Source organism: Streptomyces sp. NPDC000404, assembly GCF_040300365.1.
Classification (GTDB): domain Bacteria; phylum Actinomycetota; class Actinomycetes; order Streptomycetales; family Streptomycetaceae; genus Streptomyces; species Streptomyces ramulosus.
On sequence record NZ_JBEPDN010000016.1, the window covers coordinates 152,261 to 176,580 of the forward strand.

The window sequence follows — 24,320 nt, forward strand, 5'->3', positions numbered from 1 at the left end:
GCGCGGCGCCGGGCCGTCCCCGGCGGCGCGTCAGCCGCCCGTCGCGTCCGCCCCCGCCGCCAACCGCTGGAACGCCGTAGGCATCGGCCGCCCCGGCAGGAACTCCTTGATCAGCCGGGCGCACTCGGCCGCCGGGGTGGCCGTCGTGTCGCAGGTCAGGTCGTAGACGTCGTGGGCGTGGACGCGGGTGAACTGGCGGGCGGCGAGGCCCGGTGGGCGGTCGCCGCGGGCCTCCTCGCGGCGCTCCAGCTCCTCCAGCGCGCAGTGGACGCCGACCAGCACCACGTCCTCGGCGGGGAACAGCGCCAGGCAGTCCCGCAGCCGCCACTCCTCGCTCAGCACATGGTCGACGACCACGTCGTTGCCGCCCGCCGCCATGCCCGCGACGGCCCGGTGGAAACCCATCCAGGTGCGCCGCAGCACCGTCCCCAGCGCCTCCGGGGCGATCTCGCGGCGGGCGCGCATGGCGTGGAAGGCGTCCACGGGCAGATGGAACGCGGGCTCGTCCAGGATCTCCAGCAGCTCCCGCGCGATGCTCGACTTGCCGGAGCTGGAGGTCCCGTTGAGGAAGATGATCCGCCCGCGGCGGGGCGGCGGCGCCTCGCCGTCGGGGAGGAACGGCGGTGCGGCGGCGGGGCGTTCGGCGGACATCGGACTCCTCGGGGCCGGTGGACGCACGCCGGTCGGCGGCCCCTCATGATCCCCGGGGCGCGCCGCGGGAAGGCCTCCGGGTCCGCCCGCACCGCCCCCGGCCCACGCCGACGCCCGGCCTCCGGGCCCCGGACCGCGGGCCCCGCCCTCACCCCCGCAGCGCCGTCAGCTGCTCCGTGAACCACCGGGCCGGCGGCAGCGCCGTGGCCGCGGTGGCCAACCGGGCGGAGCGGGCCGCGCGTTCCTCCCCGGGCATCGACAGCGCCTCGTGCAGCGCGTCGGCCGTCGCGTTGATGTCGTACGGGTTGACGCTCAACGCGTCCTCGCCCAGCTCCTCGTGGGCGCCCGCCTCCCGCGAGAGGACCAGCGCACACCCGGCGTCGGAGACCACCGGGACCTCCTTGGCGACGAGGTTCATCCCGTCCCGGATGGGGTTGACGAGGGCGACGTCCGCGAGGCGGTACGCGGCCAGGGAACGCGCGAAATCGTCCTTGACATGCAGCACCACCGGCTGCCAACCCGGCATGCCGAACGTGGAGTTGATCTCCTCGGCGACGCGCCGCACCTCGGCGGTGTAGTCGCGGTAGACGGCCAGATCCTGGCGGGAGGGGTAGGCGAACGCGACGTGGACGACGCGCTCGCGCCACTCGGGGCGGTCCGTCAGCAGCCGGCGGTAGGCGTGCAGCCCGCGGACGATGTTCTTCGACAGCTCCGTGCGGTCCACCCGCACGATCGTGCGGCGCCGACCCGGCCCGTCCCCGCCGCCGATCTGCGCGCGCAGCGCCGTCAGCCGCTCCTCGACGTCCGGGCGGTGCGCCCGCTCCCGCAGGAACTCCGCGTCCGCGCCCAGACCGTGCACCCCGATCCGGGTGGTGTGCGGCGTCCGGCCCGGGGGCGCGGTGACCACGTGCGGCGCCTCGCTGTCCGAATGGTGGACGGCGCACCGGGTCTCCAGGGTGGCCGTGCAGCACGCCACGAACGCCGCCGCCCACCGCTCGGTCAAAAAGCCCGCCCGGTCCGCGCCGAGCATCCCCCGGATCAGCCGCTCCCGGATGTCGTCGGGCAGCAGCGCGAAGTACTCCGGCGGCGCCCACGGCGTGTGCGAGAAGTGCCCGATCCGCAGGTCGGGGCGGCGCTCGCGGAGCATCCCGGGGGCCAGCGCCAGGTGGTAGTCCTGGATCAGCACCGCCGCGCCCGGCGCCGCCGCCCGGTCCAGCGCCTGCGCGAACGCCGCGTTGTACGCCTCGTACGCCGTCCACTGCCCCCGGAACTCCGTGTCGAACGACGGCTCCAGCGGCGTCTGGTAGAGCATGTGGTGGACGAACCAGAGCACCGAATTGGCGATGCCGTTGTAGGCAGCGGCGTGTGTCTCCGCCGGGATGTCCAGCATCCGGACGCGCTGTCCACCGGTATCGGCCACCGGAAGCTCACCGTCCGCGCGCCGCACCGCCTCCCGGTCGCCGTCGCCCAGCGCCGCGCACACCCACACCGCGTCCGTCTCCGGACCGATCGCCGACAGCCCCGAGACCAGCCCGCCGCCGCCCCGCTTCGCGCTCAGCGCGCCGCCCGCGCCGACGGCGTACGAGACCGGGCCGCGGTTGGACGCGACGAGCACCTCGGCGCCGCGCCCCGCGGCGGGCGTCCGGGCAGGGGTGGTACCGCTGTGTTCGGAGGCCATGCCGCGACCCTAGCCCGCACCGGATCGGCGCACACGTACGAATGAGGCCAAGGGAGGGACACCCGCCGCTCCACCGGCCCAGCCCGCGGAGAACTCAGGCCGCCCGGCTCTCCGCGTACTCCGGAACGTCCGCCATCGGGGGCCGCTCCTCGGTGTCGACATCGCTCGTCCGGGGGACGAATCCGCTCTCGCCGCGCACGAACTGCGTCAGCCGCGGCCGTACCAAGTGGCCGCGCGCCAGCCGGAGTTGGGCGGTGCGGTAGATCGCCGCGGCCATCCGGCCCAGCGCCTGACCGTCCTGGTGGCGGTGTTTGCGCACCCCGACGTCCACCTGCGCGAGCGCGTCCAGACCGGCCGTGTGCAACGCGTCGACCAGCAGCCCCAGCTCGACGCCGTAACCGACCGGGAACGGCAGCCGCTCCAGCAGCGAACGCCGCGCCGCGTACTCCCCGCCCAGCGGCTGCACGAACCCGGCCAGCTGCGGCCAGTGGAGGTTGAGCAGCGGCCGGGCGACCAGCTCGGTGACCCGTCCGCCCTGGCCCGGACCGCCCCCGGGCGCGCCGCCGGTCTCCAGCGGCCGGTCGTACATCGCCTTGACGAACTGCACGTCCGGGTCGGTCAGCAGCGGCCCGACGATCCCGGAGACGAACGTCGGCGAGAACTCCCGCAGGTCCGCGTCGACGAAGCAGACGATGTCGCCGCGGGTGACCAGCAGCGACCGCCACAGCACCTCGCCCTTGCCGGGCACCGCCGGCAGCCGCGGCAGCACCGCGTCCCGCGCCACCACCCGCGCCCCGGCGGCCGCCGCGACCTCGGCCGTCCGGTCCGTGGACCCGGAATCGAGCACCACCAGTTCGTCGACGAGCGGCACCTCCTCGGTCATCAGGGCGGCGCGGATGGCCGTGACGATCGTGCCGACCGTCGCCTCCTCGTCGAGCGCGGGCAGCACGACGCTGACCGTGCGGCCGCTGAGCCGTTTGGCCTCCAGCAGCTGCGGCAGCGGCCGGTCCTCCGCCGACCAGGAGCGACGTCCCAGCCAGCGCTCCACCTCTTCCAGCACGTCTACGACTCCTCGGTGCGCGCCGTCTCGGCGGCGCATGTGATCCATCTCGCGGTTCGGACGACTCTCACCACTGTCAGTGCCGTCGGTTACAGTCTTGAACAACGCGGACGACCGTCGCATGCCGGGGGTCACCGCACCACAAACGCCTGGGTTTTCCCAGCGCCATACCGCTCATCCAGAGGGGCAGAGGGACACGGCCCGTTGAAGCCCCGGCAACCCTCCAGCCGGTCTCGACCGCATCGCGCGGCGCGAGGCTCCCGGCTAGGGAAGGTGCCAAATCCGTCTCGTGGCGAGATGCGTCGCGAGGAAGATGAGGAGAAAGGGCCTCGCCTCCATGGCTGCGCAAGCTGTTGAAGTTACCGAAAACGCTTCCTCCGTCACTCTGGGTCCCGCCGCAGGTCTCTCCTGTCGCGAATGCGGGGAGCGTTTCCCGCTCGGCCCGATCTTCGCCTGCGCGACCTGCTTCGGTCCGCTGGAGGTGGCGTACGAGCTGCCGGGCGGTGACCCGGAAGCCCTGCGGAAGCAGATCGAGGCCGGTCCCCACAACATCTGGCGGTACGCACCGCTGCTGCCCGTCCCCGCGGACGTGGCCGGGAAGCCGAATCTCAACCCCGGCTTCACCAAGCTCGTCAAGGCCGACAACCTCGCCCGTGAGCTGGGCGTCACCGGCGGCCTCTACGTCAAGGACGACTCCGGCAACCCGACGCACTCCTTCAAGGACCGGGTCGTCGCCATCGCGGTCGAGGCGGCGCGCGCCTTCGGCTTCACCACCCTCTCCTGCTCCTCGACCGGCAACCTCGCCGGTGCCGTCGGCGCCGCCGCCCGCCGCGCCGGATTCCGCTCCTGCGTCTTCATCCCGCACGACCTGGAGGCGGGCAAGGTCGTCATGGCCGCGGTCTACGGCGGCGACCTCGTCGGCATCGAGGGCAACTACGACGACGTCAACCGCTTCTGCTCCGAGCTGATCGGCGACCCGCTCGGCGAGGGCTGGGGCTTCGTCAACGTCAACCTCCGCCCCTATTACGGCGAGGGCTCCAAGACGCTGGCGTACGAGATCTGCGAACAGCTCGGCTGGCGGCTGCCGGACCAGATCGTCATCCCGGTGGCCTCCGGCTCCCAGCTCACCAAGATCGACAAGGGACTGAAGGAGCTGATCACCCTCGGCCTCGTCGAGGACCGGCCCTACAGGATCTACGGCGCCCAGGCCGAGGGCTGCTCCCCGGTGTCGACGGCGTTCAAGGCCGGCCACGACGTGGTCCGCCCGCAGAAGCCGGACACCATCGCCAAGTCCCTGGCGATCGGCAACCCCGCCGACGGGCCGTACGTCCTCGACATCGCACGCCGTACGGGCGGCGCGGTGGAGGATGTCAACGACGAGCAGGTCGTGGACGCGATCAAGCTGCTGGCGCGGACGGAGGGCATCTTCGCGGAGACCGCCGGCGGGGTGACCGTCGGCGTCACCAAGAAGCTCATCGAAGCGGGCCTGCTCGATCCGACCCTGTCCACCGTCATCCTCAACACCGGCGACGGCCTCAAGACGCTTGACGCCGTCGCTCCGACCACCGGCCCCACGGCCACCATCCGCCCGAGCCTGGACGCGTTCCGCTCGGCCGGTCTGGCCGGCTGAACCCCGGTCGTTCCCCCGGCCGGAAACCGGCCGATCCGGTCCGTCCGCCGTCGTCCCGCCCGGGGCGCGGCGGCCGGTTCCGCAGACGTATCCGCAGTCGTTGGAAGGCAGAACCCATGAGCGTCAAGGTCCGCATCCCCACCATCCTCCGTACGTACACCGGCGGCGCGTCCGAGGTCAGCGCCGAGGGCGCGACGCTGTCCGAGGTCATCACCGACCTGGAGAAGAACCACCAGGGCATCGCCGCCCGGGTGCTGGACGACGCGGGCAAGCTGCGGCGCTTCGTGAACGTCTACGTCAACGACGACGACGTCCGCTTCGAGCAGGGCCTCCAGACGCCGACGCCGGACGGTGCGGGCGTCTCGATCATCCCGGCGGTGGCCGGCGGCTGCTGACGCCCGCACCGGGACCGGGGGAGCCGTTCCGCCCCGATGGCGAATGGTTCTCGCCATTCCTTTCTCCCGCTGACCGATAATCGCCCCGTCCGGATATCCGGACGGGGCGATTCCGCGTTGTGAAACAGTCCTGCAAAACGCGATACCATTTCGCCGATCCCCTTCTTCTGCTCGTCGAGCGCGGTGTGGCGGCCTTCTGAACGCCCCGGGATCGCGATGAGTTGTGTGCAAAGTGTGTGCGGTGTTTGCGCCCTAAGCTCCTTATGCCCGGCCCGAGTTGCCCGGGAATATGGCCAGTTCTGCGCATATCGCCACTTCTCGCGCCGTCAGAATTCTCGTCCGATTGACCTGTTGCGCTGGGCACCGGTGCGGATACATTCGGCGGCGGTCGACGCGTTCCGGCGCACACCCCACGGGCCATTCGCGGGGTGAGGTCTGACCCGGGTCCGCGGAGTGCGGTCCTGCGAAGGGCCAGTAATAGGGGAGTTAGGCATGGCTCAGGGCACCGTCAAGTGGTTCAACGCGGAGAAGGGGTACGGCTTCATCGCGGTCGACGGTGGTGCGGATGTTTTCGTCCACTACAGCGCGATCCAGATGGACGGCTACCGCACCCTCGAGGAGGGCCAGCGGGTCGATTTCGAGATCTCGCAGGGCCAGAAGGGGCCGCAGGCCGACATGGTCAAGTTGGCGGCCGGCTGAGCGCCGACCGACTGCGCGTCAAGGAGGCCCGCGCCCCGTAGGGGGCGCGGGCCTCCTGTTGTGTGTGGGGCACCCCCTCAACGTGCCCTCCTTGCGGAGGGCGCTTGCGCCCGCCCGTCGCCCGACCACCACCCCTCATCGAGCCTCCCTTCGGAAGGCGCCTTGCACTCAAGGGGGTCGAGTGCTAATCATTGCGTTAGCACTCTCCGAGTGAGAGTGACAGTTTTGGACCGTCGGTGAGGTCCGCAGGCGGGGCGGGAAGGAACCGCTCCAACGGTGGGCCGTCCGTCGCGGGCGCCAGCGCGGTCCGGAGGAAAGAGCCTCCACGCCCCAAAGGCGCGGGAGGTGCCCCCTTCGTCCTGGGAGGACCACTTCACATGGCCAAGATCATCGCGTTCGACGAGGAGGCGCGGCGCGGCCTTGAGCGCGGTATGAACCAGCTCGCCGACGCCGTCAAGGTGACCCTCGGCCCCAAGGGTCGCAACGTCGTCCTGGAGAAGAAGTGGGGCGCCCCCACGATCACCAACGATGGTGTGTCCATCGCCAAGGAGATCGAGCTGGAGGACCCGTACGAGAAGATCGGCGCCGAGCTGGTCAAGGAGGTCGCGAAGAAGACGGACGACGTCGCCGGTGACGGCACGACGACCGCGACCGTCCTCGCCCAGGCGCTGGTCCGTGAGGGTCTGCGCAACGTCGCCGCCGGCGCCAACCCGATGGCCCTCAAGCGCGGCATCGAGACCGCCGTCGAGGCCGTCTCCGCCGCCCTGCTGGAGCAGGCCAAGGACGTGGAGACCAAGGAGCAGATCGCTTCGACCGCCTCCATCTCCGCCGCCGACACCCAGATCGGCGAGCTGATCGCCGAGGCCATGGACAAGGTCGGCAAGGAAGGCGTCATCACCGTCGAGGAGTCCCAGACCTTCGGTCTGGAGCTGGAGCTCACCGAGGGTATGCGCTTCGACAAGGGCTACATCTCGGCGTACTTCGCCACCGACATGGAGCGTATGGAGGCGTCGCTCGACGACCCGTACATCCTGATCGTCAACTCCAAGATCGGCAACGTGAAGGACCTGCTGCCGCTCCTGGAGAAGGTCATGCAGTCCGGCAAGCCGCTGCTGATCATCGCCGAGGACGTCGAGGGCGAGGCCCTGTCGACCCTGGTCGTCAACAAGATCCGTGGCACCTTCAAGTCCGTCGCCGTCAAGGCCCCGGGCTTCGGTGACCGCCGCAAGGCCATGCTCGGCGACATCGCCATCCTCACCGGTGGCACCGTCATCTCCGAGGAGGTCGGCCTCAAGCTGGAGAACGCCGGTCTCGACCTGCTGGGCCGCGCCCGCAAGGTCGTCATCACCAAGGACGAGACCACCATCGTCGACGGTGCCGGCGACAGCGACCAGGTCCAGGGCCGCGTCAACCAGATCCGCGCCGAGATCGAGAACTCGGACAGCGACTACGACCGCGAGAAGCTGCAGGAGCGCCTGGCGAAGCTCGCCGGCGGTGTTGCGGTCATCAAGGCCGGTGCCGCGACCGAGGTCGAGCTCAAGGAGCGCAAGCACCGCATCGAGGACGCCGTTCGCAACGCGAAGGCGGCCGTCGAGGAGGGCATCGTCGCCGGCGGTGGCGTCGCCCTGCTCCAGGCCTCCAGCGTCTTCGAGAAGCTGGAGCTGGAGGGCGACGAGGCCACCGGTGCCGCCGCTGTGAAGCTGGCCCTGGAGGCCCCGCTGAAGCAGATCTCCGTCAACGGCGGCCTTGAGGGCGGCGTTGTCGTGGAGAAGGTGCGCAACCTGGCCGTCGGCCACGGTCTGAACGCTGCCACCGGCGAGTACGTCGACATGATCGCCGAGGGCATCATCGACCCGGCGAAGGTGACCCGTTCCGCGCTGCAGAACGCCGCCTCCATCGCCGCGCTGTTCCTCACCACCGAGGCCGTCATCGCCGACAAGCCGGAGAAGGCCGCCGCGGCGGGCGCTCCGGGCGGCATGCCCGGCGGTGACATGGACTTCTGATCCCTGACCCGTTCCGTCGCACGCGGCGGGACGGACGGATCACCGTCCGCTGGTTCGCAGGGGCGGCACCTTCTCCGGATTTCTCCGGAGGGGTGCCGCCCCTGCGGCGTGTCCGGGGCCGGGCGCGTGGACCGGCGCCGGACACGCCGTGTGGACCGGCGCCGTCTACCGTTCCGTCAGGTGTCCCAGGACGGTGCGGAGCGCCGCGCGGACGGCGGTGCGGAGCGCTTCGAGGTCGGTGCCGGGGTCGTGGTCGGCCGTTTCGAAGCCGTGGTGGCCTTCGGGGACGTCGATCACCTCCAGGGCGGCGCCGTGGGCCTCGGCCGCGGTCAGGAACTCCGTGACGGTGGCGGCGATCTCGGGCAGTTCGCGGCCGGCCCGGACCACGACGAGGGGCAGGGCGCCCGCGCCGCGGACCGCCGCCGCCGGGCGGAACCGGTCGCCGTCCAGGCCCCAGTTGGGCAGCGGTGCGAGGATCGGGTAGTTCGCGGCGACGCAGCGCAGCCACGGCGGCGGGGCGCTCAGCCAGTCGGCGGCGAGCAGTCCGCCGCCGGAGAAGAACCACAGCGCGATCCGGTCGCCGTCCACCCGCGGGTCGGCGCGGACCCGGGCCACGGCCGCCGCGACGTCCTCGGCGGCGCGCGGGTAGCGGTCGATGTCGTACAGCCCGTGGTCGAAGGTCACGCCGATCGCGCCGTGGGCCGCGGCGAGGCGGGCGTATCCGGTGAGCGTCGGCCAGTCGCGCGGCGTCGGCCGGATGCCCTCGGGGACCGGGCCGCCGTGGACGAAGATCATCGCCGGGTGCGGCCCGTCGCCCTCGGGGAGGTACAGATCGACGGTCTCGTTCCGCTTGCGCTCCACCTCGGGTACGTCGAGGAGGAACGGCCGCAGGTGCGGCGGGGGTTGGCTGCCCGGCGGGGTGAGGCGGCGGCCCTCGCCCGCCGCCGCGCGCAGCAGGGCGTCGGCGAGCGCGTCCGGGCGGGAGAGCATCGGCCAGTGGCCGGTGGGCAGTTCGAGGAAGCGCACGCCGGGCGCGGTGAGCGGCGCGAACGCCGGGTCGCCGAGGCCGACCCGCATCTGTACGAGGTCGATGCTCGCGCCGTTGTCGGTGCAGAGGATGCCGGTGGTGGGGACGGCGTCGGCGGCGCCGGTCAGGTGCAGGGGCTGGAGGAGGGTGCCGAGTGGTTGCGGGACGGCGCTGCGGATCAGGCGGTTCAGGGCCGCGTCGGGGATGCCGTCGGTGCTGCCCCAGCGGCGCCACTCGGCCGCCGAATCCGGCGCCGGGAGCGATCCGCCGCCGGGTCCGGCCGCCTCCGCGCGGACCCCGGGCGCCGCGCCTGTGCCCGCCGTCTCCGCGCTCGCCCGGGCCGCGAGTTCCTGTCGTATGCCCTGGTCGGGGACGGTGGCGCAGGCCGGGAGGCCGTTCTGTGGCGGGGCCGTGTCCAGGGCGATGATCCGCGCCACGCGGTCCGGCCGCCGGTCGGCGGCGCCCAGGACCGGGTGCAGGCCGTAGCCGTGGCCGACGAGGACGATGTCCGGGGCGGTGGCGGTCGTGCCGGCGGAACGGGGCACGTCACCGGGCCTGGGCGCGCCGCACGAACCGCCCGAGTCCCCGCACCCGGCCGCCTCGGCGGAACCGGAGGTGCTACCGGCAACCTCACCGGCCCCGGAGGCCGCTCCGCGCCCGGTCGGCCCGTCTCCCGATACCCCATCGATCGCCCGCACCACCTCCTCGATGTGTGCTGCCAGATCCGGCGCGGGCCCGTCCCCGTGCGCCCCCGCGAGCATGACCGCGCCCGCCCCCGCGCCCGCCGCCCGCAGTTGCTCCGCCGTCTCCTCCCACACCCAGCCGCCGACGAATTCGCCTGCCACCAGCAGGAAGTGGGTTCCGGCGAGCCCGCCGTCGGTCCGCTCCGTCTCGTTCATCGTTCGCTCCTCGTGTGTCGTGGGGGTGTGCCCCCCGGGTGCGCAGGGGGTGCCCGGCGCATCGCGGCGCGCCCCCGAAGCCGGGCAGGCGGCCGGACGGACCGTCCCCCGATCGGCCCGTCCGTCCGAGCCCGCCGGTACGGTAGGAACTCCCCCTGAGGGAGGTTCAAGTGACGGCATCCGACGGGCTGTGGAGCATCGGTGAGCTGGCCGAACGCGGCGGTGTCACGGTCAAGACCGTGCGGTTCTACTCGGACCGGGGGCTGTTGCCGGAGCGGTCGCGCAGCGCGGGCGGGCACCGGCGGTACGGCCCCGACGCCCTCGACCGGCTGCGGCTGATCCGTTCGCTGCGGGCCCTGGATCTGCCCGTCCCCCAGGTGCGGCGGATCGTCGACGACGAGGCGGGCGCGGGCGGCGTGCTGGAGGACGCGGTCGCCGGGCAGCTGCGGCAACTGGGCGACCGGATGGCCGCGTTGCGCTGGCGGGAGGCCGGGCTGCGGCTCGTCCAGGAGTGTCCGCCCCAGGAGCGCGCCGACCGGCTGCGGCTCATCGGCGCGGTGCCGGCGCCGCCCAGCACCGCCCCGCTCGCCCGGTTCTGGCGGGCGTGGCTGCCGCCGCGGATGTCCGCCCGTGCGGTCGCCGCCTTCCTGGAGCAGGCGGTGCCCGCGCCGCCGGACGATCCGACGCCCGCGCAGGTCCTCGCCTTCGCCCGGCTGCACGCCCTGGTGACCCGCCCCTGCGACGGCTCCGCCCGCCCGCAGCCCGCCGCCCACCGCTCCGGCCCCGGCTTCCGCCCGGAGGTCCTCTACGACGGGCTGGGCGAGGCCTACGAGTTGGCGGCGGCGCGGCTGCGGCGGGGCCGGGCGCCGCACCCGGGGGAGGCGCTGGACTGCTTCGTCGCCGCGTACGCCGCCTCCGCCGGCGGCGCCCGGGACACCCCGGATTTCCGCCGCGGGCTCGCCGCCCACCTCGCCGCGGACCCGCGCATCGACCCGTACTGGGCGCTCACCGCCGAGGTGCTGGGCTCGCGCGAGGGCCGCCTCGTGCCGACCCCGGGCACCGCGCACGACTGGCTGCTGGCCGCCCTCACGGACGAGGTGGCCGCCCGCGCCGCCTGAGCCCGGTGTGACCCCGGGCTCCCCAACTGCCCGCACTGTTGGGCCACATCGTGTCGTACCCCTCTGGCAGGATGCCGGTATGTCGAACACGCAGACGATGACGTACGCGCGGGTCGGAGCGGTCCTGGAGGAGGCCGGGGTGGTGGCGCCGGAGCAGGTCCGGCAGGTGCTCGCGGAGTACGCGCAGTGGGCGAACGACCCGTTGCGTCCGTACGAGGTCGCCCGCGCGCTGGAGTCCTTCGGGATCGCGCTGTCGATCCACGCCGACGACATCGACTACCTGGAGCCCGGCTACACCCATCTGCTGGAGCGCGCCGCGGAGCTGACCGGCGGCGCCGTCACCGTCGGCAAGGTCCGCCTCGTGGAGGGCGACCGCTCGCCGGACGGCGCCTCCCGGGACGACACCCTGGAGTTCGAGCGCAACGGCATCGCGGTCGCCGTCCCCGCCGAGCACTTCTCGGACGAGTACTACGACCACCTCGCGGCGGCGGAGGCGATAGATGCGCTCAACCCCGGCGGCGACGACGCCCGGACGTTCCGCTACGTCGATTTCCCGCGCGAGAAGCACGGCGTCTACGACACGATCGTCGCCCTCGTCACGCCGGAGCAGGCCACGGCGCTGGAGAAGGGACTGGGGCTGGCGCTGCGGTGAGGGCGGGCGGCCGCCCCGGGGCTCGGCGGAGCCCCGGGGCAGGAAGCCGTGCGCGCAGCGCTGCGGAGTCCGTCAGCCCGCCGGGTTGATGCGGTAGCTGACCGCCTCGTACGGGAAGTTGCCCTGGCCGAGGGTGCCCGTGCGGTAGTAGAGGTCGCCGGGCTTGCCCGGGGCGCCGGTGGTGCAGTCCTTGTTGAAGAAGACGTCCACGGACTGGTTCGAGGCGACGGAGAAGGAGCGGACCGGGGTGGTGAGGTTCTGGCAGACGCCGGTCTTCGCCAGGTCGAGCGGGACGGCGGTCCCGGTGCGGTCGGCGCCCGTGTAGAGGGTGGCGCTGCCGAGCGGGGCGGCCTGCGCCTGGCTCGCTCCGGCCAGGCACAGGGCCGCGGCGGCGGAGGCGACGGCGGCTCTGCTCAGGCGTCGGCGGTTCGTCGTCATGCGGGGACCTCTTCTTCTCGTCGTGGGCAGGCGTGCCGGGACGGCATCCTGCGCGCCCGGTGATCCGGAACGGCCCGAGTCACTTTGCTTCACCTTTCAACGAAAAGGAAGATCTGATTCCCGCCAGGCGATCGGCCTGTCGGGCGCCGGGCCTGGTCGGCAACGTGCCGCGGCCCCGGCTCCCCAACGGGGAACCGGGGCCGCGGCGTTCGCGCCTCTCGCTCAGGCGTCGCCGAACGTCCCGCCGTTGACGCCGCCCACGAACCGCGCCCACGACGCGGCCCGGAACGTCAGCGCCGGACCCTCGGGCCGCTTGGAATCCCGTACGGGGACGATCCCGGGGATGCCGTCGGCGACTTCGAGGCAGTTGCCGCCGTCGCCGCCGCTGTACGTGGACTTGCGCCAGCGAGCCGCACCCGGGAAATCCTGCGCGACCTCCAGGCAGTTGCCGCCGCTGCCGCCGCTGTAGCTGGATTTGCGCCAGTACGCGGCACTCAGGTCGTAATCACTCGTCACGGGTGTAATCCTCCGCCACTGATTCGATCAGGGCCAGAGAAGCTTCCGGTGACAATGCGCTGGCCCTAATCAGATCGTAGGTCAGCAAGTGGCGGTTGACGGTTGCCGGATCGTCCAACAACTGGCCTGTGCCCAAGCCCTGGATGTAGGCCAGAGTTGGGGCATCGGGGAACGCCAGCAACTTCAGTGAGCCCTCCATTGAGGAGTGGGCTCCAACGTCCAGCGGCAGGACCTGCATGATGATCCGGCGGCGACGGGCCAGGGAGGCGATATGGCGCAGCGCCTCCGCCATGACCTGCGGTCCTCCGGTCACCCGGCGCAGCACCGCCTCGTCCAGAACGACCCACAGCAACGGATTCGTTGGGTCGTCCAGAATCCGGGCTCGTTCGAGTCGGGCGGCGACCAGCTCGTCGATAACCCTCTCGGTTGTGGTCGGTTCGTACGCGCGGAAAACGCAGCGCGCGTACGCCTCGGTCTGGAGCAGTCCCGGGATGAGTTGGGGTTCGTACTCCTTGATGGACGTGGCCTGCGCTTCCGCCTCGGCCGCTTCCGCGAAATGATCGGGGTACCTGGACTTGGCGGCGGCCTCGCAGTTCCGCGCGAAGTACCCGTCCGTCTTGAGGATTTCGTCTATCTTCTGCGCGTACTCCGGCAGCATCCGGCGCGTACCGGCTTCGAGCTGGCCGATGAACGAGCCGCTGACGAAGAGCCGCGTGCCCAGCTCTTCCTGGGAGAGATTCGCCTTCTCCCGTTGGTGCCGCAATTCCGCGCCGAGCATCGCGCGGGGTGAGGAGGATGGATCGAGACGCTTGGGTCCTGCCATGAAGAACTCCAGGTCGTACACGGGATGTTGTTGGGTCTGCGCCCCTTTTCCAGGCTAGCCGAGTCCGGCCACGCTGTGTGGCGAATGTCATACACAGCGTGGAAGGTGGAGAACGATGGCGATGAGCGAACGACGGCGGCTGACGGCCGACGCGCTCTGGGAGGCGGACGACGCCGTGCGGGCGCTGGACGAGGGGCTGCGGGCGCACGGCATCGCGCTGCCGTCGCTGGGCGTCGATCCGTTGTCGTGCGCGATGGTCGACCCGCGTCCGCTCATCGAGCTGGGCCGGTGCAACCTCGCCACCGCGCGGCAGCTCGTGGAACTGCTGGGCCGGTGCCCGAAGTGAGCGGCGGACGACGGCCGGAGGGGCCGCACGGGGCGCCGCGCACCGAGGCGTGGCGGCGGACCGCCGGGGAGCCGCTGTGGCTGCGGGCCGGCGGGTACGCCGTCGACGTACGGGACGAGCGGCTCGGCCGGATCATGGGCCGCGAGGGGCCGTATGTGCAGCTCAGGCCGGCGGGCGGGGGACGGGAGTGGGACTGTCCGCCGGAGCAGCTGCGTGAGCCGGTGCTGCGGGAGGAGCTGTGGGCGCGGGTGGCGGAGGTGAATCAGGCGAGCCGGTTGCCGTGAGCGGGGGCCGCCGCGTCCTCGTCGGGCGCGGCGGCTCCGCCGTCCTCGGGGGCTGCCGCCTCCGTCCTCCGGGCGCGCAGGCGGGCGAGGGCGGCGCAGAGGAGGGCGGCGAACGGGGCGGCGTAGAGGGCATGGTTGAGGCCGGTGGGCGGGAGGAGCAGGCAGAGGATCTGGTCCAGCGTCAGGCTGCGGGTGGGGGAGGCCCAGAGGGCGGCGACCGCGCCGGTGACCGCGCCGAATCCGATGGCGCCCGCCGTGTAGCCGCACAGCCCGGCGAGGGCGGCGCGGGCGGTGCGCGGCAGGGCGTCGGTGAGCGCCGTGACCATGAAGTGGGCGGCGGCGAAGAGCAGCAGGAACGCCTGCCAGGCGTAGAGCCGCATGAAGCGGGCCAGCAGCGGTTCGCCGTTGGGGAACTCCGGGAGGTCCGGTCCGGACAGCCGGATGAGGTCGTTCGCGCAGGTGCCGGCGTGCTCGCCGGGGGCGCACCAGAAGCGGGCGAGGGGGGAGAGGAGGTGGCCGGGGAGGGAGTTCAGGACGGCGCAGAGGACGAGTGCGCCGGCGGCGGTGGCGAGCAGGGTGGTGGCGAGCCGGCGGCCGAGGGTGGGCAGCGGGCCGTGGAAGCGGCGGAGCAGATCGCGCGGGCCGGTCGGCGGTGCGCTGCGGGCGAGGTCGGGATCGCGGGCGAGCAGGGCCAGCGCCGTGGCGAAGCCGCCGATCAGCCCGAGGAGGACGGCGTGCCCGAGACCGGCGCGGACGTCGAGGAAGAGGGTGAACGCGGTGATCCCGCGCAGCGTCGGATCGAAGGACAGCTCGGGCAGCCGGGTGAGGGCGAGCGCCGCCAGATGCGCTGTGGGGGCGAGCACCGGCCAGGCGGCGATATGCGCGTACGCCCTGGTCACGGGCGCTTCCGGGTCGTGGGGCGGGAGCGTCGTGCGGGCGGTGAGGGCGCGGGTCGCGGAGGTCAGCAGGAAGAGGAAGCAGGCGGTCCACAGCAGTTCGAGGCCGAGGGCGCCCGCGCCCGTCGCGGTGCTGAAGCGGCGGACCGGCGAGACGGTGAGGAGGCGGAGCGCGTCGAGCGCGGTCCCCGGGCCGGCGCCCGCGCCGACCCGCCCGACCCAGTCGACCTGCACGGGGAGCGCGCCGGAGAGGTGGACGAGCGCGACGGTGAGGGCGGCGATGGTGAAGGGGGAGCGCGGGGCGCGGAGGGGGAGGCGGAAGCGGGCGGTGCGGGCGGCTTGGGGGGCCGTGTCGGATTCGGGGGCCGGGGTGTTCTCCGGCGCTTCCGGAGTGTTCATCGGTGCTCCGCGGTGACCCGGAACGGCGTGCCGTCGTTGTCGAGCGTCGTGGTGTGCGTCTCCTCGCCGTCCCACCAGGTCAGCGTGGCCTGCCACTCGACGTACCGGGCCTGGCTGCGGCCGACGAGCATCAGGTCGTAGACGTCGGAGGTGGAGACGGTGACCGGCAGCCGCATCGGCTCGCGGTCGTACCGCTTGGCCGCCACGTCGTGGAACGCCTGCTGGTGCGGGCTGCCCGCCAAGTAGCGGGCGGAGACCGGTCGGCCCACGGGCAGGGTGTCGAGATCGACGGAGAAGAGCTGCGGGCCGGGGCCGCCGCCGCAGTCCACCGTGGGCTGGGTGGTGCCGGGCAGCGGCGCGGTGCGGCGCAGCACGGTGACGGAGAGGTCCCGCAGCTGGACGGACTTGGCGAGGTTGCCGCGGATGCTGACGACGGAACCGACGGTGTCCAGGTGGGTGATCTTCCGGTCGCGCTCCCAGCGGGTGAGCGCATGCGGATCGGCGTGCGGGAGGGAGCTGCGGAGGCCTTCTTGACCTGGGGCGACGCGCCAGGCGGTGGAGCAGGTGTCGTCGTCCTGCGCCGCCGCGAGGACGAGCGCCGGTTCGCTGAAGGCGGCGTCGTAGGCGGCGGTGACGAGCGGGGTGGCGAGCGGGACGGCGGCGATCACCAGGCCCGCCACGGCGATCTTGCGGTCGGTGGAGAGGGCGGTGAACCAGCGGTGGAGACGTCGTAGGCGGCGGAGTCGGGGGAGACGGCCGGGGGCGTTCGGGGACGGGGCTGGTGGCGACGTGGGGCTCGGGTCCGTGGCCGGGCCCGCGACCGGTGTGGGGCTCGGGTCCGTGGCCGGGCTCGGGTCCGTGGCCGGGCTCGGGTCCGTGGGCGGGGCCGGGCTTGGGCTTGGTGTGGGGCTCGGGTCCGGGGGGTTCTGGTCCGGTGGTGGCTGGATGAGGTCGCGCGTCATGTCCCAACTCCCCGTCGGTCGGCCTTCTTCGGGACGGGAGCGTACTGGGTGGGCGCGGGCGCGACAGGGGTGGCCGGGCGGGGAGGCGTGCGGCGGGGGCGGGGCGCGGATCCGGGACCGGGATGCCGGGTCCGCGCCCCCTTCACGTCGCCAGCCGTGGCTACTGGCCGACGCGCTCGAACTTCCACAGCTGGGAGGGCGACCCCTTGAAGCGCTCCGTGTGGAGCTGTTCCCCGCGGGCCGAGTTCAGCGTCGCAACCTCGTCCGTGTTGGGCGACTTGATGACGTAGGCCCCGTCACCTGCCGGTTCGATGGCGAACTGGCTCCAACTGCCCTCGGAGGCGACGATGCCACCCTCCAGGCGGGACCACGCGGCATCCGGATGCGTGGTCGAGTTGATCGTGTACTTACCGGGCCCGGCGGGCCTGACCGTCCACTCTTCCTTGAGGTTGCTGAAGCCCGAGCCGACGATGGGGTACTCGGGCGGGTTGTTCGGCACGCTGAACGGCGCCAGGGCCAGCCTGCCGACCGCGGGATTCACATTGACGATCAGATACCTCGCTTCCTGGGTCCTGGCCTTCGTCGGCTGAACGGCACCGGCCTGGGCCCGTACCGGACAGCGCGAGAAGGGCGGCAGCGGCGAGCAGAGCACTGAGACGGCGCATGGAACTCCCAACGTTGCGGGCGGAGATGACGTGGATGACGCCGTCGAGCTTTCCGGTCCGGGCTCCGTTGAGTCCTCGGGGGGATGGGGTTCACCCGTGTGCGTGACGCGTGGGCTCGGGGGTGGGGCCGGGCTCGGTGTGGGGTGCGGGTCCGGGAGGTTCTGGTCCGGTGGTGGCCGGCCGAGGTCACCGCCTCCGACGCCCGCGTCCTCCCCGTCTCGTACAGGCCACCGGCGCGGCCGACTTCCCGTACGGGCCGCCGTGTTCCCGGAGCGACCCGCGCCGCGTCGCGTCAGGTGCCCGAGGGCCGGACCTGCCGGTCCTCGGGGAGGGATGGCGCGCAGGCCGGGGCGGCCGAGCGGAATGCCCTCCGGTAGGCGGACGGGGTGGTGTCCAGGGCGGTACGCATGTGCTGCCGCAGGTTGGTGCCGCTGCCCAGGCCGGCCCTCGTGGCGATGTCGTCCACCGGCAGTTCGGTCGACTCCAGCAGATGGCGTACGTGGGCCAAGCGGGCCGAGGCGAGCCAGGCGGCCGGGGAGAGCCCGGTCTCCTGCCGGAAACGCCTGGTGAAGGTCCGTACGCTCATGTGGCAGTGGGCCGCGAGGTCCTTGAGCGACAGCCGCCGGTCCAGGTGCTCCGCCATCAGCGCCCGCGCCCCGGCCGTCGAGGTGCCCGCGTCCTCCCGTACCGGGTGCTCGATGTACTGCGCCTGCCCGCCGTCCCGCATCGGCGCGACGACGTTGTACCGCGCCACCCGGTTCGCCACGGAACTGCCGTGGTCCTCCCGGATCATGTGCAGGCACAGGTCGATGGCGGCCGCGCCGCCCGCCGACGTCAGAATCCCGCGATCGGCGAGGAACAGCGGGCCGGTGTCGAGGTCGACCGCCGGGAAGAGCCGCCTGAACCGCTGCGCGTAGCGCCAGTGGGTCGCGGCCCGGCGGCCGTCCAGCAGGCCGGCGGCCGCGAGGACGAACGAGCCGGTGCACAGGGACACCACCCGGGCGCGGCGCCGCGCCGCACGACGCAGCGCCTCGGCGACGGACGCGTCCACCGCGCCGGCCTCCAGCACTTCCGGGCAGCGGGTTCCGGCGACGATCACCGTGTCGGCGTCCTCCAGCAGGGACAGGTCGCCCTGGGGCGTGACGCCGTACCCGTTCACCGTCGGTACCGGGGAGCCGTCCGGGGTGAGGGTGCGCACCTCGTAGGCCGCGGTGCCCGCGCGGGTCTCGACCGCGGACAGCATCTGGGCCGGGATGCTCAGGTCGAAGGCAACCACCGGTGCGAGGGCGAGAACGGCCACATGATGCGGTGTCGCGACAGTCATGGCCCGATAGTTGCACAGGGTCATGGCCTGATAGTTGTACAGGGCGGCCCTCGGGCCACTTCTGCGCCGCCCGTGATCCGCGGAGACTGAGACCAGTCCCGCACCACAGGCCGCGAAGCACCCGGCCGAACACCTGGAAGGTGGCCGTCCCGCCATGACCGTCCCCGTCGTCGATCCCGAGATCCAGAGCCTGCTCGACACCGCCGACACCGGCATCTTCCCCGTCCACGGCCTGGCCGCCGTCCTCGCCGACCCCCAGCGCTACGCACTCCTGCGCGCACTCCCCGACACCCCCGTCGACGGCCGGGTCACCGTCCGGGATCTGCACATTCCCGGCCCCGCGGGACAACTGCGGCTGCGCGTCTACCGCCCCCGCACCACCGAAGACCTGCCGGTGATCCTCTACGTGCACGGCGGAGCCTTCACCTACGGATCCCCCGAGTCCGAAGAGGCACGCTCCCTGCGCTACGCCCGCGACATCCACGCCGTCGTCGTCTCCGTCGACTACCGCCTCGCCCCCGAACACCCCTTCCCGGCCGCCGCCGACGACGCCTACGCCGCCCTGACCTGGATCGCCGGCAACCCGGCCGAACTCGGCGCAGACCCCGCCCGCATCGCGGTCGCCGGCGGCAGCGCCGGCGGGAACATCGCCGCCTCCACCGCGCTCCGCGCCCGCGACCAGGGGGGCCCGCACCTGCTCTTCCAGTCCCTGACCTACCCCGGCCTGGACGGCAGCCTCACCAGCGCCTCGGCACAGGAGCTCACCGACACCCCGGTGCTCAACCGCGGCGCACTGGAACTGGCCGTGCGGCACTACGCGCAGGACAGCCACACCGACCCGTACGCCTTCCCGCTCCACGCCACCGACCTCGGCGGCCTGCCGCCCGCCTACATCGCCGTGGCCGAGATCGACCCGCTGCGCGACGAGGGCCGCGCCTACGCCGCTCGCCTGTCCGCCGCCGGCGTCACCACCGAACTCGTCCAGGTCCCCGGCGCCGTCCACGGCTTCGACCTCCTCTTCCCCCACGCCCGCATCAGCGAGCACAACCTCACCGACCAGACACGCGCTCTCCGCCGGGCCCTCCACCCCTGAGAGGGCATCCCCGCGGGTCTCCGGCCGGGGGATGCCGAGCCTCCTGGGCCCGCGCCTTCGCCGGCAGAACGGCACCGGCCCGGGCCGCTGCGTGGGCCGTTCCGCGGATCGTTGGCCGCTTCGCGCCGTGGTGCGCCAGGAACCGCGGGCGCTCGCCGGAACGTCCCCGTTGGCGAGCAGGAGTTGCCCGAAGACCCGCGCACCGCAGGGGAAGGGGAAGCGACATGTGGACGGCGCTGTCGCTGCTGGCCGGTCTCGTGCTGATCGGCTTCTTGATCCGTGAAACCGTGAACCAGAGCCGCCTCCGGCGCCGGGGGATCCACGTCGAGGGCTGGGTGGTCCGCCACGACGTGCGCAGCGGCGGCAGAGGAGGCGGCGAGGTCTCCACCCTGGTGGCCGGATTCGTCGACGCACAGGGCCGCGCCCACGAGTTCAGCGCCCACATGTCCGGGGTCAGGGGCTATCCCGTGGGCGGCCGGATCCCGGTCTGGTACGTCCCCGGGTCCCCGAAAACCGCCCGGATCGACGACAGCAAGCACCGGGTCGGCAACATCCTGGGCCCGCTGATGGGCAGCATCGTGTTCGTGGGCGCGGCGGTCTTGATGATCGCCAAGGGGCAGTGAGCGGCCGGGAGATCGGGGCGAGGAGTGGCCGGGAGATCGGGGCGAGCCCCGGTCTCCGGCGATCGGGGGGCGGCGCTCGGGTTCCTCAGCCGGCCGCGTTGAGGAGGAGCCAACCCAGGTTCTGGCTCCCTTTCCGTGGCTCGGACACGTTGAGTAACGCGCTGAGTGTGCCGTGGAGATCGTGCACGATGGAACGGTGACCGAGTCGTCCTTGCCCGGTGGATTGGTCAATCACGTAGTGCGTGTCGGGTCCACCGTGCGCCGCCCCGCGTCGGCCAGGACCGGTTTCATCGGCCACTTGCTGAAGACCTTCGAGGCCAGTGGATGGACCGGTGCACCGCGTTACCGTGGCATCGACGAGTCGGGGCGCGAGGTGCTCACCTATCTCGAAGGGCACGTGGCCTGGGAACCGCGGCAGCCGTCGGCCGTGTACTCCGACGAAAGTCTGGTGCGGGTCGCTCAGCTCGTGCGGGAATTCCACGACGTGACGGCAGGCACGGAACTGGCCGGATCACACGAGGTCGTCTGTCATAACGACCTCTCGCCCAAGAACACCGTCTATCGACCTGTGGGCGGCGCCTTGCGCCCGGTGGCCTTCGTCGACTGGGACCTGGCTGCGCCGGGTGAGCGCATTCATGACGTCGCCCACGTGTGTTGGCAATTTCTCGGACTGGGACCAGGCATCGCAGACACGTCCGGAACTGCGCGACGGTTGAGGCTGATCGCCGACAGCTACGGGCTGGTCGGACGGGGTGATCTCGTTTCCGTGATCCTGTGGTGGCAGGACAGATGCCGGCGTGGCATCGAAGCCGCTGCGGACTCCGGAAATCCCGCGATGGTCCGCCTCCGCGATGCCGGGGCAGTGACGGAGGTACGGGAGGCGTATCGGTGGGTCGCCGATCACCAGGTCGATTTGGAACGCGCCTTGCGTTGACCGCGGAGCACATGTCGCGAGGCGTGTGTGGTGCCTGCCTCGGTGTCGGTGCCGGTAGTCGCTGTGTGCTCGGGCGGTCGGGGTGTCGTCAGGTGGCGGCGGACTTCTCCGGTGCAGTTGCCGATGCACTCGCCGGTGCACTCGCCGGCGCCGGGGCGAGGCCGTTGGCTATGTGGGCCGGGGCGTCACCGGTGGCTTTCCGGGCGGGGGTGCTCGCGGGAGCTTCCGTGGTGTGCGGCGCGGCATCGGGGGACGGGGGGCTGCTGGCGGCTTCCGCCGCTTCCGGCGCGGCATCCGGGGACGGCTCGCTCCCGGCGGCTGCTTCCGGGGTGGCGTCCGCGAGCGGCCCGCTTCCCGCGGCTTCCGCCTCCTCCGGCGCGGCATCCGGGGACGGCTTGCTCCCGGTGGCTTCCGCAGCCTCCGGCGTGGCGTTCAGCTCCGTGAGCATCTGGTGGCTGAAGCCGAAGAAGTACGTGGCCAGGAAGCCGGTGACGTAGCCGACGAGCAGGCCGATGCCGTAGACCGCGAGCGTCGTGCCGAGGCCGGTGTTGCCCTTGACCAGTGGGAAGAGGGCCCAGCCGGACGGGCCGATGGCGGTGGAGCCGACCGCGTCGCCGAGTTGGTTGCACAGTCCGATGAAGCCGCCGCCGAACGCCCCGCCGACGCATGCCGTGATGAACGGGCGGCCCAGCGGCAGCGAGACGCCGTAGATCAGCGGCTCGCCCACGCCCAGGAAACCGGCGGGGAGGGCGGACTTGATGGTCCGGCGGATCGAGGTGTTCCGCGGCAGCCGCAGATAGACCGCGACGGCGGCGCCGACCTGACCCGCGCCGGCCATCGCGAGGATCGGCAGCAGCACCGTGTACCCCTGCTGCTCGATCAGTGTGGTGTGGATCGGGATGAGCGCCTGGTGCAGCCCGAGCATGACCAGCGGCAGGAAGAGCCCGCCGAGGACGAAGCCGGCGAGCGCCCCGCCGTGCGCCAGCAGCCAGTTGGCGGCCGTGCCGATGCCGTCTGCCACCTCGCCCGCCACGAACATCAGACCGTAGATCGTCACCAGGCCCGTGAGCAGCACCGTCAGCGTCGGAGTGACGAGGATGTCCAGCGCCTGAGGGACATGGCGGCGGCACCACTTCTCCACCTGGACGGCGAGCAGCGCGGCGGCGAGCGCGCCGAGGACGCCGCCCTGCCCGGGGGAGAGCTTCTGGCCGAACGCCGTGATGTTCGCTATGCCGGGGAAGACGATCACCGCGGCGACCGCCCCGCCCAGGACCGGCGTCCCGCCGAACTCCTTCGCGGTGTTGTAGCCGACGAACACGGCGATCAACGACATGAAGCCGGAGGCCACCGCCGCCAGCGCCGGGACGACGGACGGCAGCCAGCCGAGGTTGGTCAGCAGCCCGTTGATGCCGGCGACGATGCCGCAGCCGATCAGCGCCGGGATCAGCGGCACGAAGATGTTCGCGACCCGGCGCAGGAACAGCTTGAACGGCGTGGCGTTCCGCGCCTTCTGCCGCGCCTTGAGCGCGGCACCCTGGGCGGCGAGGTCCGTGGCGGTGGGGGCGGGGGCGGCTCCGGCGGGGGCGGCTCCGGCGGGAGTGGCCGGGGCAAGGGCGCCGGGGGAGCCCGCGGCTTCCGTGGTGCCTGCGGGAGCGGCCGGGGCATCGGGCGCGCCGGTGGCGGCCGGGGCGGTGGCGTCCTCGGCGGCCGTCGGCGCAGGTCCCGGCTCCGGGGCGGCGGTGCGTTCCTCGTCCACCAGCCGCTCGAACTCCGGGGTGACGCGGGCGACCGCCCCCGGGCCCAGCACGATCTGGTACGTGTCGTCCTCGACCACGCCCAGGACCGCGGGCAGCGCCTTGAGCGCCTCCTCCCGGACCAGCGAACGGTCCCGGATCCCCAGCCGCAGCCGGGTCATGCAGTGGGCGATGGAGGTGATGTTCCGGGCGCCGCCGACGAGGGGGAGGATCGCGGCGGCGGTGGCGCGGTTCTTGTCTTCGGACATGTGCGGAGCCTTGCTGTGCGGATAACGAGGGGAGGGCGGAAGTGGTCTGTATCAGGATGAATCGGGTGGGCGGAGGCCGCGACGGTGCGGGTCCGCCCGAGACATCGGGGTGGACGGGTCGCCGATGCCGGCTCAGGCCGGGCGGGCCGCTTCCAGGGCCTCGCGGAGATGGCCGCGGGACGCGTCGAGGAGGCGGGCGGCCGACGGGGCGTCGACCTGGCCGAGCACGATCAGGATCGCGTTCTTCACCTCGCCGTCCGCCGCCGCGAGCGCGGTCTCTATCTCCGCGTCGGAGGCGCCGGTGGCGAGCGCCACGATCCGCCTGGAGCGGGCCTGGAGCTTGTCGTTGGACGCCCGGACGTCGACCATCAGATTCCCGTAGGTCTTGCCGAGCCGGATCATCGTGATCGTCGAGAACATGTTGAGCACCAGCTTCTGCGCGGTGCCCGCCTTGAGGCGCGTCGAGCCCGTCAGCAGCTCCGGACCGACGACGATCTCGATGCCGTGCTCCGCCGCCGCGGCCAGCGCCGAACCGGCGTTGCAGGACAGCCCGACGGTCAGCGCCCCGACGCGCCGGGCGTGCTCCACCGCGCCGACCGCGTACGGGGTGCGGCCCGAGGCGGATATCCCGACGACGGTGTCCCGCTCGGTCAGGCCCAGCGCCGTCAGGTCCGCGGCGGCCAGCGTCTTGCTGTCCTCCGCGCCCTCCACCGCCGTGACCATCGCCGTCGGGCCGCCGGCTATCAGCCCCAGCACCTCGGACGGGTCGGTGTTGAACGTCGGCGGGCACTCGCTGGCGTCCAGCACCCCCAGCCGGCCGGCCGTCCCGGCGCCGGCGTAGATCAACCGGCCGCCTTCGGCCATCCGGGCGGTGAGCGCATCGATGGCGGCGGCGATCCGCGGCAGCTGCGTGGCCACCGCACCGGGGACCCGCGCGTCCTCGTCGTTCATCGTCCGGGCGATCTCCAGGGTGGATCGCCGGTCGATCTCGGCCAGCTCGGGGCGGAACGCCTCGGTGGTGAGCGTGTCCAGCTGGGCCCGCAGATGTGCGTGATCGGCTGTCGAAGTCATGTGGCGGCTCTTTCCGGCTCGTACGGACGGATCTGTACGACGTGCTGTGGTGCGGGTGCGGTCGGCGGGGTCGGGCGCGGAGGGGGACGGCGGGCCGGCAGGGGACCGGCGGATCGGTGACGGCCGGGCGGG

Annotated in this window: 24 protein-coding genes and 1 riboswitch; of the genes, 11 read left to right on the forward strand and 13 right to left on the reverse strand. The window is 72.6% G+C overall.

All coding sequences use genetic code 11. The annotated features are described in order from the left end of the window. Positions 1 to 30 precede the first annotated feature (30 nt). The 3 genes from ABT345_RS28395 to ABT345_RS28405 all read right to left on the reverse strand — a co-directional run bounded on the left by ABT345_RS28395 (position 31) and on the right by ABT345_RS28405 (position 3,389). Entirely contained in the window at positions 31 to 651 is a 621-nt protein-coding gene (locus tag ABT345_RS28395) for a chloramphenicol phosphotransferase CPT family protein (protein ID WP_345079261.1), read from the reverse strand. A gap of 148 nt (positions 652 to 799) precedes the next feature. After that, positions 800 to 2,329, reverse strand: a complete 1,530-nt coding sequence (locus ABT345_RS28400) for an alpha,alpha-trehalose-phosphate synthase (UDP-forming) (RefSeq protein ID WP_345079264.1) — start codon at positions 2,327 to 2,329, stop codon at positions 800 to 802. A 94-nt stretch (positions 2,330 to 2,423) separates the two neighbouring features. Further along, positions 2,424 to 3,389 carry a glucosyl-3-phosphoglycerate synthase gene (locus tag ABT345_RS28405; RefSeq protein WP_345079267.1) on the reverse strand — a complete coding sequence of 322 codons (966 nt, stop codon included), beginning with the start codon at positions 3,387 to 3,389 and terminating at the stop codon, positions 2,424 to 2,426. Positions 3,390 to 3,560: 171 nt separating this feature from the next. After that, a riboswitch (SAM riboswitch) is annotated at positions 3,561 to 3,709 on the forward strand. On the opposite strand from ABT345_RS28405, the gene thrC reads away from it, so the two are divergent. From thrC to groL, 4 genes are all read left to right on the forward strand, one after another. Continuing rightward, on the forward strand, positions 3,703 to 5,019 hold the full coding sequence (gene thrC / locus ABT345_RS28410) for a threonine synthase (protein ID WP_345079270.1): 1,317 nt from the start codon (positions 3,703 to 3,705) through the stop codon (positions 5,017 to 5,019). It overlaps the preceding riboswitch by 7 nt. 116 nt (positions 5,020 to 5,135) lie before the next feature. Continuing rightward, positions 5,136 to 5,414: a MoaD/ThiS family protein gene (locus ABT345_RS28415; RefSeq protein ID WP_345079273.1), complete on the forward strand. Its 279-nt coding sequence runs from the start codon at positions 5,136 to 5,138 to the stop codon at positions 5,412 to 5,414. 492 nt (positions 5,415 to 5,906) lie between these two features. Further along, a complete protein-coding gene (locus tag ABT345_RS28420) occupies positions 5,907 to 6,113 on the forward strand; it encodes a cold-shock protein (protein ID WP_030285851.1) in 207 nt (68 codons plus the stop codon). 377 nt (positions 6,114 to 6,490) lie between these two features. Beyond that, positions 6,491 to 8,116: a chaperonin GroEL gene (groL, locus tag ABT345_RS28425; RefSeq protein WP_345079278.1), complete on the forward strand. Its 1,626-nt coding sequence runs from the start codon at positions 6,491 to 6,493 to the stop codon at positions 8,114 to 8,116. 165 nt (positions 8,117 to 8,281) lie between these two features. Here the strand turns inward: groL and ABT345_RS28430 are convergent, their stop codons facing one another. Then, positions 8,282 to 10,042, reverse strand: coding sequence for an alpha/beta hydrolase (locus ABT345_RS28430; protein WP_345079281.1), 1,761 nt, complete (start codon positions 10,040 to 10,042; stop codon positions 8,282 to 8,284). Positions 10,043 to 10,212: 170 nt separating this feature from the next. On the opposite strand from ABT345_RS28430, the gene ABT345_RS28435 reads away from it, so the two are divergent. Both ABT345_RS28435 and ABT345_RS28440 read left to right on the forward strand, forming a co-directional pair. Continuing rightward, positions 10,213 to 11,160: a helix-turn-helix domain-containing protein gene (locus ABT345_RS28435; protein ID WP_345079284.1), complete on the forward strand. Its 948-nt coding sequence runs from the start codon at positions 10,213 to 10,215 to the stop codon at positions 11,158 to 11,160. 79 nt (positions 11,161 to 11,239) lie between these two features. Continuing rightward, positions 11,240 to 11,812 carry a hypothetical protein gene (locus ABT345_RS28440; protein WP_345079287.1) on the forward strand — a complete coding sequence of 191 codons (573 nt, stop codon included), beginning with the start codon at positions 11,240 to 11,242 and terminating at the stop codon, positions 11,810 to 11,812. Between the two features lie 72 nt (positions 11,813 to 11,884). Here ABT345_RS28440 and ABT345_RS28445 read toward each other — a convergent pair whose 3' ends face one another. The 3 genes from ABT345_RS28445 to ABT345_RS28455 all read right to left on the reverse strand — a co-directional run bounded on the left by ABT345_RS28445 (position 11,885) and on the right by ABT345_RS28455 (position 13,589). Next, positions 11,885 to 12,250 carry a hypothetical protein gene (locus ABT345_RS28445; protein WP_345079290.1) on the reverse strand — a complete coding sequence of 122 codons (366 nt, stop codon included), beginning with the start codon at positions 12,248 to 12,250 and terminating at the stop codon, positions 11,885 to 11,887. Positions 12,251 to 12,472: 222 nt separating this feature from the next. Further along, a complete protein-coding gene (locus ABT345_RS28450; RefSeq protein WP_345079293.1) occupies positions 12,473 to 12,766 on the reverse strand; it encodes a DUF397 domain-containing protein in 294 nt (97 codons plus the stop codon). Next, complete coding sequence (locus tag ABT345_RS28455) at positions 12,756 to 13,589, reverse strand: helix-turn-helix domain-containing protein (protein WP_345079881.1); 834 nt, start codon at positions 13,587 to 13,589, stop codon at positions 12,756 to 12,758. The genes ABT345_RS28450 and ABT345_RS28455 overlap by 11 nt, the downstream gene beginning before the upstream one ends. 121 nt (positions 13,590 to 13,710) lie before the next feature. Here ABT345_RS28455 and ABT345_RS28460 point away from each other — a divergent pair, with 121 nt between their 5' ends. Together ABT345_RS28460 and ABT345_RS28465 are read left to right on the forward strand one after the other, a co-directional pair. Beyond that, entirely contained in the window at positions 13,711 to 13,935 is a 225-nt protein-coding gene (locus ABT345_RS28460; RefSeq protein WP_345079296.1) for a hypothetical protein, read from the forward strand. Continuing rightward, positions 13,923 to 14,219 (forward strand): hypothetical protein, encoded by a 297-nt coding sequence (locus ABT345_RS28465; RefSeq protein ID WP_345079945.1) that lies wholly within the window; start codon positions 13,923 to 13,925, stop codon positions 14,217 to 14,219. The genes ABT345_RS28460 and ABT345_RS28465 overlap by 13 nt, the downstream gene beginning before the upstream one ends. Here ABT345_RS28465 and ABT345_RS28470 read toward each other — a convergent pair. From ABT345_RS28470 to ABT345_RS28485, 4 genes are all read right to left on the reverse strand, one after another. Then, positions 14,198 to 15,514, reverse strand: coding sequence for a hypothetical protein (locus tag ABT345_RS28470; RefSeq protein ID WP_345079299.1), 1,317 nt, complete (start codon positions 15,512 to 15,514; stop codon positions 14,198 to 14,200). The genes ABT345_RS28465 and ABT345_RS28470 overlap by 22 nt on opposite strands. Continuing rightward, a complete protein-coding gene (locus ABT345_RS28475; RefSeq protein WP_345079301.1) occupies positions 15,511 to 16,476 on the reverse strand; it encodes a hypothetical protein in 966 nt (321 codons plus the stop codon). Before ABT345_RS28475 ends, ABT345_RS28470 begins: the two co-directional genes overlap by 4 nt. 160 nt (positions 16,477 to 16,636) lie before the next feature. Then, the gene (locus tag ABT345_RS28480; RefSeq protein ID WP_345079303.1) at positions 16,637 to 17,017 is read right to left on the reverse strand and encodes an RICIN domain-containing protein; all 381 of its coding nucleotides are present in this window, start codon (positions 17,015 to 17,017) and stop codon (positions 16,637 to 16,639) included. Between the two features lie 416 nt (positions 17,018 to 17,433). Further along, entirely contained in the window at positions 17,434 to 18,465 is a 1,032-nt protein-coding gene (locus tag ABT345_RS28485) for a GlxA family transcriptional regulator (protein WP_345079306.1), read from the reverse strand. Between the two features lie 154 nt (positions 18,466 to 18,619). Between ABT345_RS28485 and ABT345_RS28490 the strand changes: the two genes are divergently transcribed. The 3 genes from ABT345_RS28490 to ABT345_RS28500 all read left to right on the forward strand — a co-directional run bounded on the left by ABT345_RS28490 (position 18,620) and on the right by ABT345_RS28500 (position 21,115). Then, positions 18,620 to 19,558, forward strand: coding sequence for an alpha/beta hydrolase (locus ABT345_RS28490; protein ID WP_345079309.1), 939 nt, complete (start codon positions 18,620 to 18,622; stop codon positions 19,556 to 19,558). A 224-nt stretch (positions 19,559 to 19,782) separates the two neighbouring features. Next, positions 19,783 to 20,181, forward strand: coding sequence for a DUF3592 domain-containing protein (locus ABT345_RS28495; RefSeq protein WP_345079312.1), 399 nt, complete (start codon positions 19,783 to 19,785; stop codon positions 20,179 to 20,181). A gap of 196 nt (positions 20,182 to 20,377) precedes the next feature. After that, entirely contained in the window at positions 20,378 to 21,115 is a 738-nt protein-coding gene (locus ABT345_RS28500) for a phosphotransferase (protein WP_345079315.1), read from the forward strand. Between the two features lie 88 nt (positions 21,116 to 21,203). On the opposite strand, the gene ABT345_RS28505 is transcribed toward ABT345_RS28500, so the two are convergent. Both ABT345_RS28505 and murQ read right to left on the reverse strand, forming a co-directional pair. Continuing rightward, entirely contained in the window at positions 21,204 to 23,117 is a 1,914-nt protein-coding gene (locus ABT345_RS28505; RefSeq protein ID WP_345079318.1) for a PTS transporter subunit EIIC, read from the reverse strand. Positions 23,118 to 23,249: 132 nt separating this feature from the next. Continuing rightward, on the reverse strand, positions 23,250 to 24,188 hold the full coding sequence (gene murQ, locus ABT345_RS28510) for an N-acetylmuramic acid 6-phosphate etherase (protein ID WP_345079322.1): 939 nt from the start codon (positions 24,186 to 24,188) through the stop codon (positions 23,250 to 23,252). Positions 24,189 to 24,320: the final 132 nt, after the last annotated feature.

Coding starts and splice junctions, on each gene's coding strand:
- ABT345_RS28460 (WP_345079296.1), top strand. CDS start 13,711: ATGAGCGAACGACGGCGGCTGACGGCCGACGCGCTCTGGGAGGCGGAC.
- ABT345_RS28485 (WP_345079306.1), bottom strand. CDS start 18,465: ATGACTGTCGCGACACCGCATCATGTGGCCGTTCTCGCCCTCGCACCG.
- ABT345_RS28415 (WP_345079273.1), top strand. CDS start 5,136: ATGAGCGTCAAGGTCCGCATCCCCACCATCCTCCGTACGTACACCGGC.
- groL (WP_345079278.1), top strand. CDS start 6,491: ATGGCCAAGATCATCGCGTTCGACGAGGAGGCGCGGCGCGGCCTTGAG.
- ABT345_RS28440 (WP_345079287.1), top strand. CDS start 11,240: ATGTCGAACACGCAGACGATGACGTACGCGCGGGTCGGAGCGGTCCTG.
- ABT345_RS28490 (WP_345079309.1), top strand. CDS start 18,620: ATGACCGTCCCCGTCGTCGATCCCGAGATCCAGAGCCTGCTCGACACC.
- ABT345_RS28470 (WP_345079299.1), bottom strand. CDS start 15,514: ATGAACACTCCGGAAGCGCCGGAGAACACCCCGGCCCCCGAATCCGAC.
- ABT345_RS28495 (WP_345079312.1), top strand. CDS start 19,783: ATGTGGACGGCGCTGTCGCTGCTGGCCGGTCTCGTGCTGATCGGCTTC.
- ABT345_RS28505 (WP_345079318.1), bottom strand. CDS start 23,117: ATGTCCGAAGACAAGAACCGCGCCACCGCCGCCGCGATCCTCCCCCTC.
- ABT345_RS28420 (WP_030285851.1), top strand. CDS start 5,907: ATGGCTCAGGGCACCGTCAAGTGGTTCAACGCGGAGAAGGGGTACGGC.
- thrC (WP_345079270.1), top strand. CDS start 3,703: ATGAGGAGAAAGGGCCTCGCCTCCATGGCTGCGCAAGCTGTTGAAGTT.
- ABT345_RS28475 (WP_345079301.1), bottom strand. CDS start 16,476: ATGACGCGCGACCTCATCCAGCCACCACCGGACCAGAACCCCCCGGAC.
- ABT345_RS28400 (WP_345079264.1), bottom strand. CDS start 2,329: ATGGCCTCCGAACACAGCGGTACCACCCCTGCCCGGACGCCCGCCGCG.
- ABT345_RS28455 (WP_345079881.1), bottom strand. CDS start 13,589: ATGGCAGGACCCAAGCGTCTCGATCCATCCTCCTCACCCCGCGCGATG.
- ABT345_RS28430 (WP_345079281.1), bottom strand. CDS start 10,042: ATGAACGAGACGGAGCGGACCGACGGCGGGCTCGCCGGAACCCACTTC.
- ABT345_RS28395 (WP_345079261.1), bottom strand. CDS start 651: ATGTCCGCCGAACGCCCCGCCGCCGCACCGCCGTTCCTCCCCGACGGC.
- ABT345_RS28445 (WP_345079290.1), bottom strand. CDS start 12,250: ATGACGACGAACCGCCGACGCCTGAGCAGAGCCGCCGTCGCCTCCGCC.
- murQ (WP_345079322.1), bottom strand. CDS start 24,188: ATGACTTCGACAGCCGATCACGCACATCTGCGGGCCCAGCTGGACACG.